The following is a 17,427-nucleotide window of genomic DNA, read 5'->3' as shown; positions in this document are numbered from 1 at the left end:
TTCGGTGGCGAAAAGGTGTTTTTTGAGCGCAGTTTTTAGGTAATGTCATTTCAACTGCTGCTGGTCCGATGCCTGACACTGCCTGGTCGACGGCATTACAAAAGCCCGGCAGGCTCTATTTCGGGCGACGCCTACGCGTTCGGGGGTGGTCTATACCAGTTGAGTTTTCAGTCTTCATTGGGTGACGCGTGGCGTCTGTCGGGACATCCCGTCAGACGCCACAATTTTGCCGATGTTCTCGCTCACCGCAGCTTGCGGCCCTAGGCGCAGTGCGCCGCGATCGCCCAGCCTACTGGACCGCCCTGATCCCGGCATAAGCCTTGCGGAAAGCGCCGTAGGCGTCATCGAACGCGCCCGTCAGCGCCGGATCGGGCTCGATGCGTTCGCCGATTTCGGGTGCCGTCATGACCTCCGTGACCGGACGTCCGGTCGCCGCCACGAGGCCGAGGCGTGCGGCCCCGAGGGCGGCGCCGAATTCGCCGTCCTTCGGCACGTCCAGAGGCACGTCGAGAACGGAGGCGAGAAGTTTCAGCCAGTAGCGGGACCGCGCGCCGCCGCCGATGGCGATGAGCGAGGGAAGCTCGGCGCCGGTCGCTTTCAGTGCCTCGTAGCTGTCGCGAAGACCGAAGGACACGCCCTCGACCACGGCGCGGGTCAGGTCGGCGCGGCTGGTACCGGCGGAAAGACCGGTGAAGCTGCCGCGGATGGCGGCATCGTTGTGGGGCGTGCGCTCGCCCGAGAGGTAGGGAAGGAACCGGACGGCTCCGGGAGCCTGCACCTCGTCGCCGAGCTCTGCGGTCAGGTCCGCCGGCTTGGCCCCGGTGATCGACGCCAGCCAGTTGAGGCTGTCGGTCGCAGAAAGCATCACCCCCATCTGATACCATTGCCCCGGCACCGCATGGCAGAAGGTATGCAGGGCGGTCTCTGGCGCGGGCCGGTAGCCGCCGCGCGCGGCGAGGAGCACACCCGAGGTGCCGAGTGACAGGAAGCCCTGCCCCTCCTCCATCGTACCGATGCCGCAGGCAGCCGCTGCGTTGTCACCGGCGCCGCCGGCAACGACCACGGGGCCCCGCAGCCCCCAGCGTTCGAGAAGCTCGCCACGCAGGTCACCGGCGCGCTCGCTGCCCTCGACCAGCCGCGGCATCTGATCGCGCCTCATATGCCCGGCCTCGAGAAGCCTGCCGGACCAGTCCCGCGCGCCGGTATCGAGCCACGACGTCCCTGCGCTGTCGGACATGTCCGCGACGTGATCGCCGGTCAGGTAGAAGTTGAGATAGGCCGCGGGTAGCAGGACCTTCGCGACGCGGTCGAAATTCTCGGGCTCATGCGCGCGTACCCATTCCAGCTTCGGGGCGGTGAAGCCGGGAAAGACGATGTTGCCCGAAAGCTCTTGCACGCCGTCGATGGCGTCGAGCCGGGCGGCCTCCTCGTGCGAGCGCGTGTCGTTCCAGAGGATGCACGGCCGGATGACCTCGTCCGAGGCGTCAAGCAGCGTCGCGCCGTGCATGTGACCGGCAACGCCGATACCGCGCAGGTCGTTGAACTCGGAATAGGACGCCCGCAATTCTTCCATCGCGCCTTCGAGCGCGGCGATCCAGTCAGCGGGCTCCTGTTCGCTCCACCCCGAGTGCGGATGAGAGACGCTGTAATGCCGTTCGACCGCACCGACGGGCGACCCGGTCTCGTCCACCAGAAGGGCGCGCAGGCCCGACGTGCCCAGATCGATACCGAGATAGCTCATGACGTTCCTCCCTCGCGTTTTCCCGTGCGTTTAGGAACGGTTTCGTGCCGGAGTTCAAGGGTGGGATCAGACTGGGTCGATCTTCTGGAAGGCATCGCGCAGCGCGTCGGACCAGGCGCGGCTCATTCTCGTGAAGCCGGGATCCTCCGCCTCGATCCGCCTCTGGCGCGACACCTCGAGTGCGCCGGCCTCGATCACCGTGAGGTCCAGCGGCATGCCCACCGAGAGGTTGGACCGCAGGGTCGAATCCATCGACAGAAGGACAGCCTTCTCGGCATCCGCAAGCGAGGTCTCAGGCGTGATGACCCTGTCGAGGATCGGCTTGCCGTATTTGTGCTCGCCGATCTGGAGATAGGGCGTGTCCTCGGTCGCCTCGATGAAATTGCCCTCGGGATAGACGAGGAAAAGCCGCATCGGGCCGCCTCTCCGCTGGCCGGCCACGATGAGCGAGGCGGATGCCGATTGCTTCATCCGGGTCATCTTGTCCGACACCTCGGCCCGCACGTCGGCTAGGGTTTTTCCGATGAGTTCCGCGGTCTTGAGCATCGAGGGGGTCTTGAGGATCGAGCGCGTTCCGTCCGCCTCTGGGTCCTCCGCCGCCTCCGCGAGGCGCGCAAGCGTGGTCTGTGTGACCGAGAGCGAGCCCGCGGTCATGATCGCCACGACCTTCTCGCCCGGCTCCGAAAAGGTGTACATCTTGCGGTAGGTCGCGATGTTGTCGAGACCGGCGTTGGTACGGGTGTCCGACAGCAGGACGATCCCGGCGTTCAAGAGCAGTCCGACGCAATAGGTCATGGCGATCCGTTCCTTCGAGGCCGTCCCGGAGCCCAGCGGTAACGCCCCTGCCCCGCCCGCGCAATCGGCCGTCGGGTGCGCACACTCCGCGGCGCCCTCGTGCCGGACGCCGCTGTCACTGCTGGCGCTGCGACTGGCTTTGTCTTGCGCTGTCGGTCACCGCGACGGAAACGTCGAGCGTTTCCTGCGTGGCGCCGTCGACGATGCCGCGGATCGGCGCCGCATCGGACGCATCGTACCCCGAACCGAGGCGGATATAGTACTCGTTCGGACAGCAGCGGTTCGCGGCGTCGAAGCCGACCCAGCCGAGCCCATGGACGTGAAGTTCGGCCCAGGCGTGGCTCGCCTCCGCGCCCTGGCTGTCTTCGGTCGACAGCATGTAGCCGGTCACGTAGCGCGCCGGGATGTCCGCAGCGTGGGCCAGCGCGATCAGGACGTGCGTGTGGTCCTGGCAGACCCCTTCGCCACCTTCGAGCGCCTCGGCGGCGGTGGTGGCGGGCTCGGTCCTGTTCGGAGCGAAGACCACATGATCGCTGACATAGCGCGCAAGCGCATGGGCACGGTCGAGGGGCGACGCCGCGTCCATGCCTTCGAGAGCCGCCTCGGCCGCCATGCGCAACTCGGCGGTGAGGCCCGTGATCCTCGTGCCGGTAAGATAGGCCGACGCCGGAACGCGCTCTCGGTGCCCCCTCAGGACGCCAGAGGTGTCGGACGTCTCTACCAGACCCTCCGCGGTCACGGTGAACTCCGAAACCGGCCCCTTCACCGTCACCGTCTGGGTCCAGTCTCCGGCGCCGTCGCGGAAGCCCGAGCCGGTGACGGCGTTCTCGGTCTCCACTGACCATTGGATCACGCTCTGGCCCTGCGTCTCGGCGGGCCAGAGGCGGTGCGATTGCGCGAGGCGCTTCACCGGCGCGTCGAAGACGTAGCGCGAGACGTGGCGGACGCGCAGTTTCATGCCGGTTCTCCTGTCAGATAGGTCTCCTGGACGATGTTCGCGATGCCGGCGTTCTGGCCCATGAAGCGGGTCAGGAACTCGTGCAGACCCTCGTCGAAGATGTGTTCGACTTCCGCTTCGGCCAGCTCGGCAAGCAGGGACCGGGCCGCCGATTGCGCGCGGCTCGGGTTCTTGTAGCCCCGGGCGAGGTGATCGAGATGGTCCAAGGTGTCTTCGACCGCCGTCAGGAGAGAGCGCGGGAACTGCCGGTTGAGGATGAGGAAATGCGCGATGCGCGCGGCGGTGATCTCGCCCCTGTAGGTCCAGTTGAAGGCACGGTGCGCCGACATCGACCTCAGCAGCGTGACCCATTGCGTCTGGTCGAGACCTGAGCCGACATAGGAGAGCGACGGGAGCAGGACGTAATATTTCACGTCGAGCATGCGCGCTGTGTTGTCCGCGCGCTCGAGCGTGAAGCCGAGGTTCATGAAGTGGTAGCCGTCGTTGCGCAGCTGGGTCGCGTGGATCGACCCGCGGGCCTGGGCACAGGCGCGTGACGTCCATTCCGCAAGATCGGTCAGCGACAGCTTCGACCGCTCGGTGCGGTGCAGCTCCTTCATCTCCTGGAAGGCGGTGTTCATCGCGTCCCAGGTCTGGCTCGTGAGGCCCGTGCGCACGACGCGCGCGTTCTCGCGGGCAAGCTCGATGCAGGAGCGCACCGAGGCGGGATTTTCCGCGTCGAAGAAGAGGAAGGTCTCGAGGTTGCGCTGCTTGGTCTCGCCGTATTTCTCGCGGAACATCTCGAGCGAGCCCGAGGCCTGCAGGATCGCCTCCCAGTCGTTGCGGAAGCCGCCGCCGATATCGGGCAGCAGCGCGTTGCGGGCGCCCACCTGGAGCAGGCGCGCCGTGGTTTCCGCGCGCTCGATGTAGCGCGCCATCCAGTAGAGGTGAGAGGCCGTCCGGCTCAGCATGGTCAAATCACTCCGCCAGAACCCAGGTGTCTTTCACGCCGCCGCCCTGGCTCGAATTGACGACGAGCGAGCCCTCGTTGAGCGCGACCCGCGTCAGCCCGCCGGGCACCAGCTCGATCTTCTCGCCGACCAGGCAATATGGGCGCAGGTCGACATGCCGCGGCGCGATGCCTTCCTCGACGAAGGTCGGCACCGTCGAAAGCGCCAGCGTTGGCTGCGCGATGTAATTCTGAGGCCGCGCGCGGATCTTGTCGCGGAAGAGCTCGATCATCGCCTTGTCCGCCTTGGGGCCGACGAGCATGCCGTAGCCGCCCGATCCGTGCACCTCCTTGACCACAAGCTCCTCGAGGTTCTCGAGGACGTATTTGCAATCGTCCGTCTTGGCGCATTGATATGTCGGCACGTTCTCCAGGATCGGCGCCTCTCCAAGGTAGAAGCGCACCATCTCGGGAACAAAGGTGTAGATCGCCTTGTCGTCGGCGACGCCCGCGCCGGGCGCCGAGCAGATGGTCACCCCGCCCGAGCGGTAGACGTTCATGAGCCCCGGGATCCCGAGCATGGAATCGGGCCGGAAACAGAGCGGATCGAGGAACGCGTCGTCGATCCGGCGATAGATCACGTCGACCTTTTGCGGGCCTTCGGTGGTCTTCATCCAGCAGAAATCACCCTCGACGAAGAGGTCCTGCCCCTCGACGAGCTCGACCCCCATCAGGTCGGCGAGGAACGAATGCTCGTAATAGGCCGAATTGAACTGCCCCGGCGTGAGGATGACGATATTGGGCTCGCCCTCGCACTTCTTCGGCGCGACCGAGGCCAGGGTGCGCCAGAGGGCGGAGGCATAGCCATCGACCGGCGCGATCCGGTTCTCCACGAAGAGTTGCGGGAACATGCGCATCATGATCTCGCGGTTCTGCAGCATGTAGGAGACACCCGAGGGCGTGCGGCAATTGTCCTCGAGCACGTAGAACTGGTCGCGGCCCGTGCGGACGAGGTCGATGCCGACGATATGCGACCAGATGTTCATGGGCGGGCGGATGCCCACCATCGCCTTCTCGAAGGCCTCGTTGCGGGTGACGATATGCTCGGGGATCTTGCCCGCACGGATGATCTCGCGGCCGTCGTACACATCCGCGAGAAACGCATTCAGCGCCGCGGCGCGCTGCTTGATGCCCCGCTCGAGCTTGCGCCATTCGTCGGCGGTGAAGACGCGGGGAAACATGTCGAACGGTATCAGCCGCTCGGGATCGCCGCCCTCGCCGTAGACGGCGAAGGTGATGCCGACCCGCCGAAAAAGCTGTTCGGCCTCGTGCTGCTTCAACGACCGCAGATCGGACGGCATGTTGGCCTGCCACCGATCGAGGTTCTCGTAAGCGGCACGCACGTCGGTGCCGTTCAGCATCTCGTTGAAGAAGTTCTGGTCGGCTTGCGCCATATTGCCGTCTCCTTTGACCCCTACAAAGCATTGGATCACATGGGGCTGCAACGTCCCGGGTCCAAAAATGCGGATCTGTTTCATGTTCTGGGCGCCCACGGATCGCGCGCCATCCGTGATTCTGCATAAGGACTGATCACCTTCGCAGCACAGGCCGCGCTCCGCTGCGACTGACCCCGGGTCACGATCAAGTATTGAGCAGGTGCCTCGATCAGTCGCCCAAAAAGGCGGCAAGTCGAACCGCATCGCGGTTTGCGCTCCCCTGCGCGATGTCCGCAGGCGCCTGACGCCCGCTAGAACCGAAGAGCGCCGGACAACGGCGTGGGGAAAGCGATGCGCCCACGGGGCCAATCGCACAACAAACGAACAACAGACGCACCGCGCCCGCGGCAGCGCCCAGAGCGTGAGAGATGCGCGCCGGGCGGCGGGACAGATGTGCCCAAACGGGGATTGACGATGACCTTCTCTCGACTGACCGCGGCGTCGGCCGCCGCCCTTTTCGCCAGCGCCGGCCTCTTGTCCGCACAGGACGCATCCTGCCCGATCAAGGTGGGCGTGCTGCACTCGCTCTCGGGCACGATGGCGATCTCCGAGACGACGCTGAAGGACACGATGCTGATGCTCGTCGAGCAGCAGAACGAGGCCGGCGGGCTGCTCGGCTGCGAGATCGAGGCGGTGGTCGTCGACCCGGCCTCGGACTGGCCGCTCTTCGCCGAGAAAGCGCGCGAGCTGCTCACCGTGCACGAGGTCGACGTGATCTTCGGCAACTGGACGAGCGTGTCGCGCAAATCCGTGCTGCCGGTGATCGAGGAGCTGAACGGCCTGCTCTTCTACCCCGTCCAGTACGAGGGCGAGGAAAGCTCCAAGAACGTCTTCTACACCGGCGCCGCGCCCAACCAGCAGGCGATCCCGGCGGTGGACTACTTCCTCGAGGAGCTGGGGATCGAGAAATTCGCCCTTCTCGGCACCGATTACGTCTATCCCCGCACCACCAACAACATCCTCGAGCAGTACCTCAAGGACAACGGCATCGCCGAGGACGACATCTTCGTCAACTACACGCCCTTCGGCCATTCGGACTGGTCGACCATCGTGTCTGACGTTCAGGCGCTCGCCGCCGACGGCAGCCTCGTCGGCGTGATCTCGACCATCAACGGCGATGCCAACGTAGGCTTCTACAAGGAGCTCGCCTCCTCCGGGATCGATGCCGCCGACATCCCCGTGGTGGCCTTCTCGGTCGGCGAGGAAGAGCTGTCGGGCTTCGACACCTCGAACCTCGTCGGGCACCTCGCGGCGTGGAACTACTTCATGTCCGCCGACACGCCCGCGAACGCCGAATTCATCGCCGCCTGGCACGAGTTCATCGGCGACGACAGCCGCGTAACCAACGATCCGATGGAGGCCCATTACATCGGCTTCAACATGTGGGTGAACGCGGTCGAAGCGGCCGGCACCACCGATGTCGACGCGGTGCGGGACGCGATGTACGGGCAGGAATTCCCGAACCTCACCGGCGGTACTGCGGTGATGAACGTGAACCATCACCTCTCCAAACCCGTCCTCATCGGCGAGATCCGCGCCGACGGTCAGTTCGACATCATCAGCCAGACCGAGGAAGTGCCGGGCGACGCCTGGACCGACTTCCTGCCGGATAGCGCCGTGCTGACCTCCGATTGGAAGGACCTCGGCTGCGGGATGTACAACACCGAGACCGAGACCTGCGTCCAGATCAAGAGCAACTACTGATCCCGGACGCATGACCGGACGGGCACGGCCTCTCCCTCCCGCGCCCGTCCCCCCGTTTCTCATTCTCGACCGGATGTCCCGATGCTGCGCGCTCTTGTGCTCTTTCTGACGGCTCTCCTGGCCTGCGCCGCGCCGCCCGCGGTCGCCCAGGACAGCCAGCTTCAGGCGATCCTACAGACCCACGCGGACGAGGTCGCGGATCCCGGTCGGCGCAGCGTCGGCCCGCTGATCGACGACCTCGCGGCCTCGGGTCTGCCCGGGATCGCGCGGTTCCTGGATCGATGGTCGAACAAGCAGGTCTTTCTCAACGCCGGCGACGGCCTCTTCTACTACGGCGCCCGGGACGGCGAGACGTTCGCCTTGCGCGATATCGCCTCGGACGAGCCTGTCGGCACCGCGCCTGCATCCGCGCTGGAGGAGATCCGCCCCAATGGCGGCGTCCGCCGCGTCATCGGCAGCGCGCTGGTGCAGTTCCAGCTCTCCGATCCGGACCGGGCGACGCGGGTCGACGCGCTCGACGCCCTCGCCCGGCGCCCCGCCGCCGATCAGCTCGAGCCTCTGCGAGCCTCGATCGAGGGCGAGCCCGACCCCGCCCTCAAGGCGCGCAAGGAGCGTCTGGCCGGTCTTCTCACTGCGCGCTTCGGCGAGGGCACCGAGACCCGCGTCGCCGCGATCGAGGACCTGGCAGACGCGACGGACATCGAGACGCGCGCCGGCTTGAACCGGATCCTAGCAAGCCGCAGCGAGGTGGCAGAGACCCTTCCCGAAGGCGTCAACCTCGCCCGGGTGCTGGAGATCGGCCCCGATCTGTCCGAGGCCGACGCCTATTCCCGCCTCGTGGATGACGGCCTTGCCCCTGCACCTGTCACCAACGCGGAGGTGAAAACGGCGCTGACCGCCAATATCCAGAACGGCGCGGTGGCCGGCATCCCCGTCGAGCAGCTTTCGGATCCGGACCGCCGGACGGAGGCCTACGCCGCGCTTGCGGCTTCGGGAGCCGTCCCGCCTCTCGTCACCCCCGAAGCGCAGGCCGAGGCCGTCGCGTCCCACGTCTTCTACGAGGTCTACGAAGACCCCGACCCTGTGGTCACTGAGGCGGCCCGGTCGGCGCTGGACACCATCGAGGCCCGCGTCGCGCGTTTTCAGGTGCTCGATATCGGCCTCGACGCGGTCTCGCTCGCCTCGATCTACTTCCTCGCCGCCATCGGCCTCGCGATCACCTTCGGCGTCATGGGCGTCATCAACATGGCCCATGGCGAGTTCATCATGATGGGCGCCTATACCGGCTACGTGGTCCAGCAGATCGTCCCGAACTACACCGCCTCGCTGGTGGTCGCCTTGCCGCTCGCCTTCGCCGTCACCTTCGCTGCCGGCGTCGCGCTCGAGCGGCTGGTGATCCGGCACCTCTACCACCGCCCGCTGGAGACCCTGCTCGCGACCTTCGGCATCTCCATCGCGCTGCAGCAGCTCGCCAAGAACATCTTCGGCACGCAGGCGCGCCCGCTAACCGCGCCCGACTGGCTCGGCGGCGCCTGGGTCATGGGCGACGTCGTCGCCATCGCCAATATCCGCATCGCGATCTTCGTGCTGGCGCTGATCTTCCTATGCGTCCTTCTCTACATCCTGAAGCGCACCCGCCTCGGTCTCGAGGTGCGCGCCGCGACCCAGAACCCGGGCATGGCCGGCTCGATGGGCATCGATCCGGGGCGCATCAACATGCTGACCTTCGGGCTCGGCTCGGGAATAGCCGGCATCGCGGGGGTCGCCATCGGCCTTTACGCGCAGGTGACGTCCGAGATGGGCTCGGCCTATATCGTGCAGAGCTTCATGACCGTAGTGGTCGGCGGCGTCGGCAATGTCTGGGGCACGCTCGCCGGGGCCACGCTGATCGGCGGATTGCAGAAGGGCATCGAGTGGTTCAACCCCTCGAACACGCTCGCGGCGCAGACCTACATGATCCTCTTCATCATCCTCTTCATCCAGGTTCGGCCCAAGGGCATCGTCGCCCTCAAGGGCCGCGCGGCGGGAGATTGATCATGGCGAACGTCTCCTCCAATGCCCCCTGCTTCTTCTTGGCAAAAATACTCCCGGGGGCCGTCGGGGGCGGAGCCCCCACTCCAGCTTTCCGCCCGCCGCTGGGTCGGGATCGGCGCACGCCCCGCGCCACACAGCGCAGACGCAATCCGGGACCACCCGCCCCGGGGCGGCGCCACACCTGCGCGAAGGCGACCCGATGAGAGCGCTCGTCCGCAGCAACCCGTCGATTCTGTGGTTCCTCGGCCTTCTCGCCGCCTTCTGCCTCGGCGTGACATTCCTCGCCGAGGCGACCGGCACGGGTGCCATCTCCACCTCCTTCGTCAAGACCCTCGGCAAGACGCTGTGCCTCTGTCTCGTCGCCATAGCGATGGACGTGGTCTGGGGCTATTGCGGGATCCTGTCGCTGGGGCACATGGCCTTCTTCGGGCTCGGCGGCTACGCGATCGGCATGTGGCTGATGTATGCCCGAACCGAGATCATCGTCTCCGCCAGCCTCGCCTCCGCCGCCATCCCGCCAACCCCGCAGGAGGTCGAGGATGCCATCGCGTCGCAGATCTTCGGCGTCGTCGGCGCAAGCGAGTTCCCCTGGCTCTGGGCCTTCGCCGACAGCCTGGTCCTGCAGCTCGCGATGGTCGTTCTGGTCCCCGGCCTTCTTGCCCTCGTCTTCGGCTGGCTCGCCTTCCGGTCCCGCGTCACGGGCGTCTACCTCTCGATCCTGACGCAGGCGATGACACTCGCGCTCTCGCTCTACCTCTTCCAGAACGCATCCGGCCTGCGCGGCAACAACGGGCTTTCCGGACTGCAGAACATCCCGGGCCTCGGCGGCGTGCCGCAGAGCGTCGTCTCCATCGCGTTCTTCTGGGTCTCCGCCGTCGCCCTTGCGCTCGGCTATCTGCTCTTCGCCTGGGTCGTCTCGGGCAAGATGGGATCCGTCGTCAGGGGCATCCGGGACAACGAGGCGCGGGTCCGGTTCCTCGGCTACCACGTGGAGGGTTTCAAGCTCTTCGTCTTCACCCTCACCGCGATCGTCGCGGGGCTCGCAGGCGCGCTCTACTACCCGCAGGCCGGGATCATCAACCCGGCCGAGATCGCGCCCATCGCTTCCATATACCTCGCCGTCTGGGTCGCGATCGGCGGCAGGGGCCGGCTTTACGGCGCGGTGATCGGCGCGGCTTCGGTGTCGCTCCTGTCGTCCTGGTTCACCGGCGGAGGCGCGCCCGATATCGACCTCGGATTCTACGAGATCCAGTGGACCGACTGGTGGCTCGTGCTTCTTGGTCTCTCGTTCGTCGCCGTGACGCTCTACGCGCCCAAGGGGATCGGCGGGCTGATCGACCTCGTTGCGGAGCGGCGCGCGCCGTCGCGGAGCCGCGATCTCGGCCCCGATGCCAGCGCGCTGCGCAAGACGGAGGCCGCAGAATGACGGATGCCGCGCTCGCCCCGGACACGCGCCCGACCCGCAAACGCGAAACCTTGCTCGAGCTTTCGGGCGTTTCGGTGTCGTTCGACGGGTTCCGCGCGATCAACAACCTCTCCTTCCAGATCGGCGAGCCCGAATTACGGGCGGTGATCGGCCCCAACGGTGCGGGCAAGACCACCTTCATGGACATCGTCACCGGCAAGACGCGGCCCGACGAGGGCCGCGTGACCTGGGGCGAGCGCAACGTCTCGCTCCTAAAGATGAGCGAGAGCCGCATCGCCCGGGAAGGCATCGGCCGCAAGTTCCAGAAGCCCACCGTCTTCGAGGCGCAGACGGTCGAGGAAAATCTCGCCATGGCCCTGAAGGCGCCACGCGGCCCCTTCGACGTGCTGCTCGGTCGCACCGGCGCAAGCGGTGCAGAGCGCATCACGGCCATCGCCACCGAGATCGGCCTCGCCGAGCACCTGCCCCGCATCGCCGGCGAGCTCTCGCACGGCCAGAAGCAATGGCTCGAGATCGGCATGCTTCTGGCTCAGGATCCGCGGCTTCTCCTCGTCGACGAGCCCGCCGCCGGAATGACGCCGGCCGAGCGCGAACATACGACGGACCTGCTGAAGCGCCTCGCAGAGCGGCACGCGGTTGTGGTGGTCGAGCACGACATGGAGTTCGTCCGCCGCCTCGGCTGCAAGGTCACGGTGCTCCACGAAGGGTCCGTCCTCGCCGAGGGGTCGCTCGACCATGTCACGGCAAATCCGGAGGTCATCGATGTCTATCTCGGACGCTGAGCGATGCTGAACGTCTCGAACCTCACGCTGCATTACGGCCAGAGCCAGATCCTGCACGGGATCGACCTTCTGGCCGAAGCAGGCCGCGTCACCGCGGTGATGGGCACCAACGGGGTCGGCAAGACGTCGCTCCTGAAGGCGATCGCCGGGCGGCATCCCTACACAACCGGGACCATCACGCTCGGCGGCCGGCCTCTGAACCATCCGAGCGCCACCGAAGCCGCCCGGGCCGGCATCGCCTATGTGCCGCAGGGCCGAGAGGTCTTTCCCCTGCTCACCGTGCAGGAGAACCTCGAGACCGGATTCGCCTGCCTCGACCGCGCCGAGCGCGGGGTGCCGGACCAGATCTGGCAGCTCTTCCCGGTGCTGAAGGACATGCGGACCCGGCGCGGCGGCGACCTCTCGGGCGGGCAGCAGCAGCAGCTCGCCATCGCCCGCGCGCTCATCACGCGGCCGCGCGTGCTTCTTCTCGACGAGCCGACCGAGGGCATCCAGCCGAACATCATTCAGGATATCGGCCGGGTGATCAGGCGCCTGCGCGACGAGGGAGAGATGGCGATCGTTCTGGTCGAGCAATATTTCGACTTCACCTGGGGCCTTGCCGACCGCTTCACGGCGGTCACGCGAGGCGCCGTGTCGCTGGAGGGCGCCGCCGGAGAGATCGATCGCGACGCCCTTCTCGCCCGGGTCTCCATCTGAGCCTGGTCTCTTTCCACCGGCGCCGCGCGATGCCAGGAGGCCAGTGGCGGCCGCACCCCACGTCACGTGGCCCGGCAAGCGCTCCGCTGCCTGAACGCAGCGCGGGGACTTGAGTGAAAGGGCCTGCCGTGCTTAGCCCGTCTGCGACGCGGAAGGAGAGCTCATGCACGCGACGCCCCCCTTGCCCCTCACGCGCGACCTCGTGCTCGTCGGTGGTGGCCATACCCATGCGCTGGTGCTGCGCAAATGGGGGATGGACCCTCTCCCCGGCGTGCGGCTGACGCTGATCGACCCCGGTCCGACGACCGCCTATTCCGGCATGCTGCCGGGCCATGTGGCAGGTCATTACGCACGCGACGATCTCGACATCGACCTCGTGAAGCTCGCCCGGTTTGCCGGCGCGCGGCTGGTGCTCGGGCGGGCCGACGGCATCGATCTCATGCGCCGCGAGGTGATGGTCGAGGGGCGCGCTCCAGTCGGGTACGACGTCGCCTCGCTCGACATCGGCGTGACCTCGGACATGCCCGATCTCGTCGGCTTTGCCACGCATGCGGTGCCGGCCAAGCCGCTCGGCCCCTTCGCGGCGCACTGGCACGCCTTCCTCGACGCCGGCGCCCCCGGCGATGCAGCGGTGATCGGCGCCGGTATCGCGGGCGCCGAGCTGGCCATGGCGATGGCGCATCGGCTCTCGGCCACAGAGCGCCGCGTCCACCTCGTCGAGCGGGGCCTCGCCCTACCCGGCATGGACGGCGCCGCGCGCCGCAGGATCATGACCGCGCTGCGCGAGGCGGGCGTGCGCCTGTGGGAAAAAGCCGAGATCACCCGCGTGACAGGTGACGGCCTCACCCTCGGCGACGGACAGGAGATCGAGGCGGCGTTCATCGCGGGCACAGCAGGGGCAAAGCCTCAGTCATGGCTCTCCCGTTCGGGGCTGGCGCTCGAGAACGGTTATGTCAGCGTCAATGCAAGGCTTCAATCCTCGGACCCGGCGGTCTTCGCCGCGGGCGACTGCGCCCATCTCTCCCACGCGCCGCGCCCCAAGGCTGGGGTCTACGCGGTGCGCGCGGCCCCGGTCCTCCATGCCAACCTGCGCGCCGCGACGGGGACCGACGCGTTCCGTCGCTACGAGCCGCAGAGCGATTACCTCAAGCTCGTCTCGCTCGGCCGGAAGGCGGCTTTCGGCGAGCGCAGCGGTCTTTCGGTCTCGGGCCCATGGGTGTGGCGATGGAAGGACCGCATCGACCGCAAGTTCATGGACAGGTTCCGCGACCTGCCGGTGATGGATCAGCCGAAGCTGCCCTGGCCCCGCGCCCGCGGACTTCGCGACGCCATGGGACCGAAGCCGATGTGCGGCGGCTGCGGAGCCAAGGTCGGCCGCTCGACCCTGCACCGCGCCCTCGCCCACCTGCATCCGCCGCAGCGGGCCGATGTCAGGCCGCTCTCCGGCGACGACGCCGCCCTCATCGAGGTCGGTGGCGCGTGGCAGGTCCTGACGACCGACCACCTGCGCGCCTTCGTCGAGGATCCCGCGATGATGACCCGCATTGCGGCCATCCACGCGCTCGGAGACATCTGGTCGATGGGAGCCGAACCGCAGGCCGCAACCGTGAGCCTGGTTCTGCCGCGTCTCTCCGAAGACCTCTCCGCCCGCACCCTCGACGAGATCCTGCAGACCGCCGAGGACGTGCTGCGCGCGGAGGGCGCGGATATCGTCGGCGGGCATTCCTCCATCGGGGACGAGCTGACGATCGGATTTTCGATCACCGGCCTCTGCACCGGCGCGCCGATCACCCTCGGCGGCGGCCAGCGGGGCGATGCCCTCATCATGACGAAGGGCCTCGGATCCGGCACGATCCTCGCCGCCGAGATGCAGATGCAGGCGCCGGGCCGTGTCGTCGCCGCGGCGCTCGAGCGCATGGCCCGCTCCGAAGCCGAAGCGGCGCGCATCCTCTCCGGCGCGCATGCGATGACCGACGTAACGGGCTTCGGCCTCGCCGGGCATCTTTCGAACATGGCAAGCGCGTCGGGCGGCGGGGCCGAACTCTGGCTGCACGCGGTCCCGCATCTCGACGGGGCCGAGGAGCTCGCGGCGCAGGGCGTACGCTCGACCCTCTACGATCAGAACCGCCTCGTCGCGCCCGATCTGCCGGAAACGCCGGGGATCGAGCTTCTCTTCGACCCGCAAACCGCAGGCGGGCTTCTGGCGGCCGTTGATCCCGCGGACGTCACGCGGCTCATCGAGACATTGCGGGCGGCCGGCTATTCGGAAGCGGCGCAGGTCGGCTGGCTCACCGAGGGCGACGGTCAGATCGACGTGGTCGAATAGAGCGCCGCCTCGATCCGCGCCGCCACGTCCTCGAGGGATGCCGGATCGAGCCGCTCTGCCGCGACGCGGGCGACGATCCGCGGGTTCACCGCCCTCATCGACGTCTCGTAGGACGGGTCGTAATGCTCGCTCGCGAGCGCCGCGCAGAGCGCCTGCCGCTCGCCCCGGTCGATCATTCCGAACCATCGGTCCACGACCTCGTGCCCCCGGAAGCGCCGCAGCGGATCCAGCTTTTCCTTGAGCGCCGCGCCATCGGCGAGGATGTCCTCGTAGGCTTCCGCCAGATAGGCCGCCCGCTCCGCGACCGGCGCGGTGACCTCGATCCATGGCGCCACCTTCATGGCATCCCACAGCGACGGCGGAAGGTTGAGTTTCCCGATCTTCGAGCTTTCCGCCTCCACCACCACCGGACGCGTCGGATCGAGCGCCCTCACGGCCTGCGCCAGCGCCGTCTCGAAGCCCTTCTGCGCCGGCTGCCCGCCAGGGCGCTCGCCGAGCAGCGAGCCGCGGTGCCGCGCTAGCCCCTCGAGATCGAGCACCTGCACGCCGCGTCTCGCGAGATGCCCCAGAAGGTCGGTCTTCGCCGTTCCGGTATATCCGCCGAGTTGCACGAGCTTCATGCCCAGCGGCCTTTCGTAGAGCGCCTCGGTCAACAGCCGCCGATAGGTCTTGTAGCCGCCCTTCACGACCTCGGCCCGCCAGCCGATCTCCGACAGCATCCAGCGGAACGCCCCCGACCGCTGCCCCCCGCGCCAGCAATAGACAAGCGGCCGCCAGCCGCCGTCATGGAGCGCGAGCCGCGTCTCGATATGCGTCGCGGCGTTCCGAAACACCAGCGCCGCGCCGATCTTGCGCGCGAGGAACGGCGATTGCTGCTTGTATATGGTGCCGACGCGCGCCCGCTCCTCGTTGTCGAGAACCGGCAGGTTGATCGCGCCGGGCACGTGATCCTCCTCGAATTCGGCGGGCGAGCGCACGTCGATGACGCTGTCGAACCCGTGGTCGAGGATATGGTCGAGGGAGGTCGGCTCAAGAGGCATGACGCGGGCTCTACACCCGTCCCGTGCGATGGGAAAGCCCGTGACGTCAGCTTGGGATTTTCTGCCCCGGACCCTCTGGACAGTCTTCGGGGCCTCGGTTATCTCCGCCTCCACCCGAGGGCGACGCCGCCCTCTCCGGTGCCCGGGTAGCTCAGGGGTAGAGCAGTGGATTGAAAATCCTCGTGTCGGTGGTTCGATTCCGCCCCCGGGCACCATACTACATCAACGTCACTTCGGAAGATGCGCGCTGTTGCGCCTTTTTAATTCATACCGCCGTAGCCCTGCGATCCGGCGTCTTTCGTTGCCGCCAAAAGAATAATCTTCTACCAAATCTCATGGCTGAGATCCTTGTTCTCGGTGCCGGGATGATCGGCATCTGCTCTGCGCTCGAATTGCAGGCGCGCGGTCACGTAGTGACGCTGGCCGATCGGAGCGCGCCTGGGCGAGAGACCAGCTTCGGCAATGCGGGCGTCATACAGGCCGAAGCAGCAGAGCCCTACGCCCTGCCCCGGGATCCGCGTATTCTGCTGTCTTATCTGCTCGGACGTGGCAACGACGTCTCCTGGTCCATCGCCGGCCTGCTGCGCATGGCCCCGGCGCTCTGGTCCTATTACCGCCATTCCTTGCCCGAACGGCATCGCCGGATCTCCCAAGTCTACGCGCAACTGACTGTTCGAGCGACTGAGGATCATGCCCCGCTCATCGCCGCTGCGGGCGCAGGCAATCTGATCGCACACGACGGGATGATACTTGCCTATCGCGAGCGGCGCGGGCTCGAGGCCGCGTCCCGGGACGCAGAGCGGTTGTACCGGCTCTACGGCGTGACCTCGCGCACGCTCGACGCCGCCGCACTCAAGGCCGAGGAGCCGGCGCTGGCCGGGGACGTCGCGGGCGCAGTCCACATGCTGCAAAGCTGGAGCTGTTCCGATCCGGGCGGGCTGTGCACGGCCTATGCAGATCTCTTCCGCCAACGGGGCGGGCACATCATGGTCGCCGACGCATCGACCCTGTCGCAGGACCGTTCGGGCTGGACGGTAAGGGGCCCGGAGGCGCGCATCCAGGCCGAGAAGGTCGTCGTCGCCCTCGGCCCGTGGTCACCCGCTCTCCTGCGCCGCTTCGGCCTGCGGGTTCCGATGGTCCTGAAGCGTGGCTACCACGCGCATTTCAGCGCCCCACGCGCCCTGCGGCGCCCCCTACTCGATACGGGCTCCGGGATCGTCGCGGCCTCGATGCGGGGCGGTCTGAGACTTGCTACAGGCGCCGCAATCGTGCCGCATGAGGCAGCGCCGAAGCCGCGCCAGCTCGACCGGGGCGCCCGACGGATCGCGGAGATCATCGATGTGGGCCAGCGGATCGACGCGCAGCCGTGGATAGGCACGCGGCCCTGCCTGCCCGACATGCTGCCGCTCGTCGGCGCAGCGCCGGGCGTTCCGGGGATGTGGGTGAACTTCGGGCACGGCCATCAGGGCTTCACCCTTCGGTAACGGGGCCGTCCCGG

General features: G+C 67.3%; 13 protein-coding genes and 1 tRNA gene. 8 read left to right on the top strand and 6 right to left on the bottom strand.

Annotated features, from left to right (window positions below; genetic code table 11):
* Window positions 1-289 precede the first annotated feature (289 nt).
* The 5 genes from xylB to OCH239_RS17470 form a co-directional block, all read right to left on the bottom strand.
* The gene (gene xylB / locus OCH239_RS17490) at window positions 290-1,741 is read right to left on the bottom strand and encodes a xylulokinase (RefSeq protein ID WP_037265512.1); all 1,452 of its coding nucleotides are present in this window, start codon (window positions 1,739-1,741) and stop codon (window positions 290-292) included.
* A 66-nt stretch (window positions 1,742-1,807) separates the two neighbouring features.
* On the bottom strand, window positions 1,808-2,536 hold the full coding sequence (locus OCH239_RS17485) for a proteasome-type protease (protein WP_037265509.1): 729 nt from the start codon (window positions 2,534-2,536) through the stop codon (window positions 1,808-1,810).
* A gap of 115 nt (window positions 2,537-2,651) precedes the next feature.
* Window positions 2,652-3,494, bottom strand: coding sequence for a transglutaminase family protein (locus tag OCH239_RS17480; protein ID WP_037265506.1), 843 nt, complete (start codon window positions 3,492-3,494; stop codon window positions 2,652-2,654).
* On the bottom strand, window positions 3,491-4,444 hold the full coding sequence (locus tag OCH239_RS17475) for an alpha-E domain-containing protein (protein WP_037265559.1): 954 nt from the start codon (window positions 4,442-4,444) through the stop codon (window positions 3,491-3,493). Before OCH239_RS17475 ends, OCH239_RS17480 begins: the two co-directional genes overlap by 4 nt.
* A 7-nt stretch (window positions 4,445-4,451) precedes the next feature.
* Entirely contained in the window at window positions 4,452-5,876 is a 1,425-nt protein-coding gene (locus OCH239_RS17470; protein ID WP_037265502.1) for a circularly permuted type 2 ATP-grasp protein, read from the bottom strand.
* A 456-nt stretch (window positions 5,877-6,332) separates the two neighbouring features.
* Here OCH239_RS17470 and urtA point away from each other — a divergent pair, with 456 nt between their 5' ends.
* The 6 genes from urtA to selD all read left to right on the top strand — a co-directional run bounded on the left by urtA (window position 6,333) and on the right by selD (window position 14,889).
* Entirely contained in the window at window positions 6,333-7,622 is a 1,290-nt protein-coding gene (gene urtA / locus OCH239_RS17465) for an urea ABC transporter substrate-binding protein (RefSeq protein ID WP_037265500.1), read from the top strand.
* An 81-nt stretch (window positions 7,623-7,703) separates the two neighbouring features.
* On the top strand, window positions 7,704-9,656 hold the full coding sequence (urtB, locus tag OCH239_RS17460) for an urea ABC transporter permease subunit UrtB (RefSeq protein WP_037265497.1): 1,953 nt from the start codon (window positions 7,704-7,706) through the stop codon (window positions 9,654-9,656).
* Between the two features lie 199 nt (window positions 9,657-9,855).
* A complete protein-coding gene (gene urtC / locus OCH239_RS17455) occupies window positions 9,856-11,082 on the top strand; it encodes an urea ABC transporter permease subunit UrtC (protein WP_037265494.1) in 1,227 nt (408 codons plus the stop codon).
* Window positions 11,079-11,864, top strand: a complete 786-nt coding sequence (gene urtD / locus OCH239_RS17450) for an urea ABC transporter ATP-binding protein UrtD (RefSeq protein ID WP_051489574.1) — start codon at window positions 11,079-11,081, stop codon at window positions 11,862-11,864. Before urtC ends, urtD begins: the two co-directional genes overlap by 4 nt.
* A 3-nt stretch (window positions 11,865-11,867) precedes the next feature.
* Window positions 11,868-12,563, top strand: a complete 696-nt coding sequence (gene urtE, locus OCH239_RS17445) for an urea ABC transporter ATP-binding subunit UrtE (protein ID WP_037265491.1) — start codon at window positions 11,868-11,870, stop codon at window positions 12,561-12,563.
* 163 nt (window positions 12,564-12,726) lie between these two features.
* Entirely contained in the window at window positions 12,727-14,889 is a 2,163-nt protein-coding gene (gene selD, locus OCH239_RS17440; RefSeq protein WP_037265488.1) for a selenide, water dikinase SelD, read from the top strand.
* Here selD and mnmH read toward each other — a convergent pair.
* A complete protein-coding gene (gene mnmH, locus OCH239_RS17435; RefSeq protein WP_037265486.1) occupies window positions 14,868-15,929 on the bottom strand; it encodes a tRNA 2-selenouridine(34) synthase MnmH in 1,062 nt (353 codons plus the stop codon). The genes selD and mnmH overlap by 22 nt on opposite strands.
* 140 nt (window positions 15,930-16,069) lie before the next feature.
* Between mnmH and OCH239_RS17430 the strand changes: the two genes are divergently transcribed.
* Both OCH239_RS17430 and OCH239_RS17425 read left to right on the top strand, forming a co-directional pair.
* A tRNA-Phe gene (locus tag OCH239_RS17430) sits at window positions 16,070-16,144 on the top strand.
* A 120-nt stretch (window positions 16,145-16,264) separates the two neighbouring features.
* Window positions 16,265-17,413 (top strand): NAD(P)/FAD-dependent oxidoreductase, encoded by a 1,149-nt coding sequence (locus OCH239_RS17425; RefSeq protein ID WP_051489573.1) that lies wholly within the window; start codon window positions 16,265-16,267, stop codon window positions 17,411-17,413.
* Window positions 17,414-17,427: the final 14 nt, after the last annotated feature.

This window comes from Roseivivax halodurans JCM 10272 (assembly GCF_000521785.1).
Taxonomy (GTDB): Bacteria; Pseudomonadota; Alphaproteobacteria; order Rhodobacterales; family Rhodobacteraceae; genus Roseivivax; species Roseivivax halodurans.
This window is presented reverse-complemented; position numbering and strand designations above follow the sequence as displayed.

Bases quoted from the DNA above. Each gene is read 5' to 3' on its own strand.
- xylB (WP_037265512.1), bottom strand. From the start codon at position 1,741: ATGAGCTATCTCGGTATCGATCTGGGCACGTCGGGCCTGCGCGCCCTT.
- OCH239_RS17485 (WP_037265509.1), bottom strand. From the start codon at position 2,536: ATGACCTATTGCGTCGGACTGCTCTTGAACGCCGGGATCGTCCTGCTG.
- OCH239_RS17480 (WP_037265506.1), bottom strand. From the start codon at position 3,494: ATGAAACTGCGCGTCCGCCACGTCTCGCGCTACGTCTTCGACGCGCCG.
- OCH239_RS17475 (WP_037265559.1), bottom strand. From the start codon at position 4,444: ATGCTGAGCCGGACGGCCTCTCACCTCTACTGGATGGCGCGCTACATC.
- OCH239_RS17470 (WP_037265502.1), bottom strand. From the start codon at position 5,876: ATGGCGCAAGCCGACCAGAACTTCTTCAACGAGATGCTGAACGGCACC.
- urtA (WP_037265500.1), top strand. From the start codon at position 6,333: ATGACCTTCTCTCGACTGACCGCGGCGTCGGCCGCCGCCCTTTTCGCC.
- urtB (WP_037265497.1), top strand. From the start codon at position 7,704: ATGCTGCGCGCTCTTGTGCTCTTTCTGACGGCTCTCCTGGCCTGCGCC.
- urtC (WP_037265494.1), top strand. From the start codon at position 9,856: ATGAGAGCGCTCGTCCGCAGCAACCCGTCGATTCTGTGGTTCCTCGGC.
- urtD (WP_051489574.1), top strand. From the start codon at position 11,079: ATGACGGATGCCGCGCTCGCCCCGGACACGCGCCCGACCCGCAAACGC.
- urtE (WP_037265491.1), top strand. From the start codon at position 11,868: ATGCTGAACGTCTCGAACCTCACGCTGCATTACGGCCAGAGCCAGATC.
- selD (WP_037265488.1), top strand. From the start codon at position 12,727: ATGCACGCGACGCCCCCCTTGCCCCTCACGCGCGACCTCGTGCTCGTC.
- mnmH (WP_037265486.1), bottom strand. From the start codon at position 15,929: ATGCCTCTTGAGCCGACCTCCCTCGACCATATCCTCGACCACGGGTTC.
- OCH239_RS17425 (WP_051489573.1), top strand. From the start codon at position 16,265: ATGGCTGAGATCCTTGTTCTCGGTGCCGGGATGATCGGCATCTGCTCT.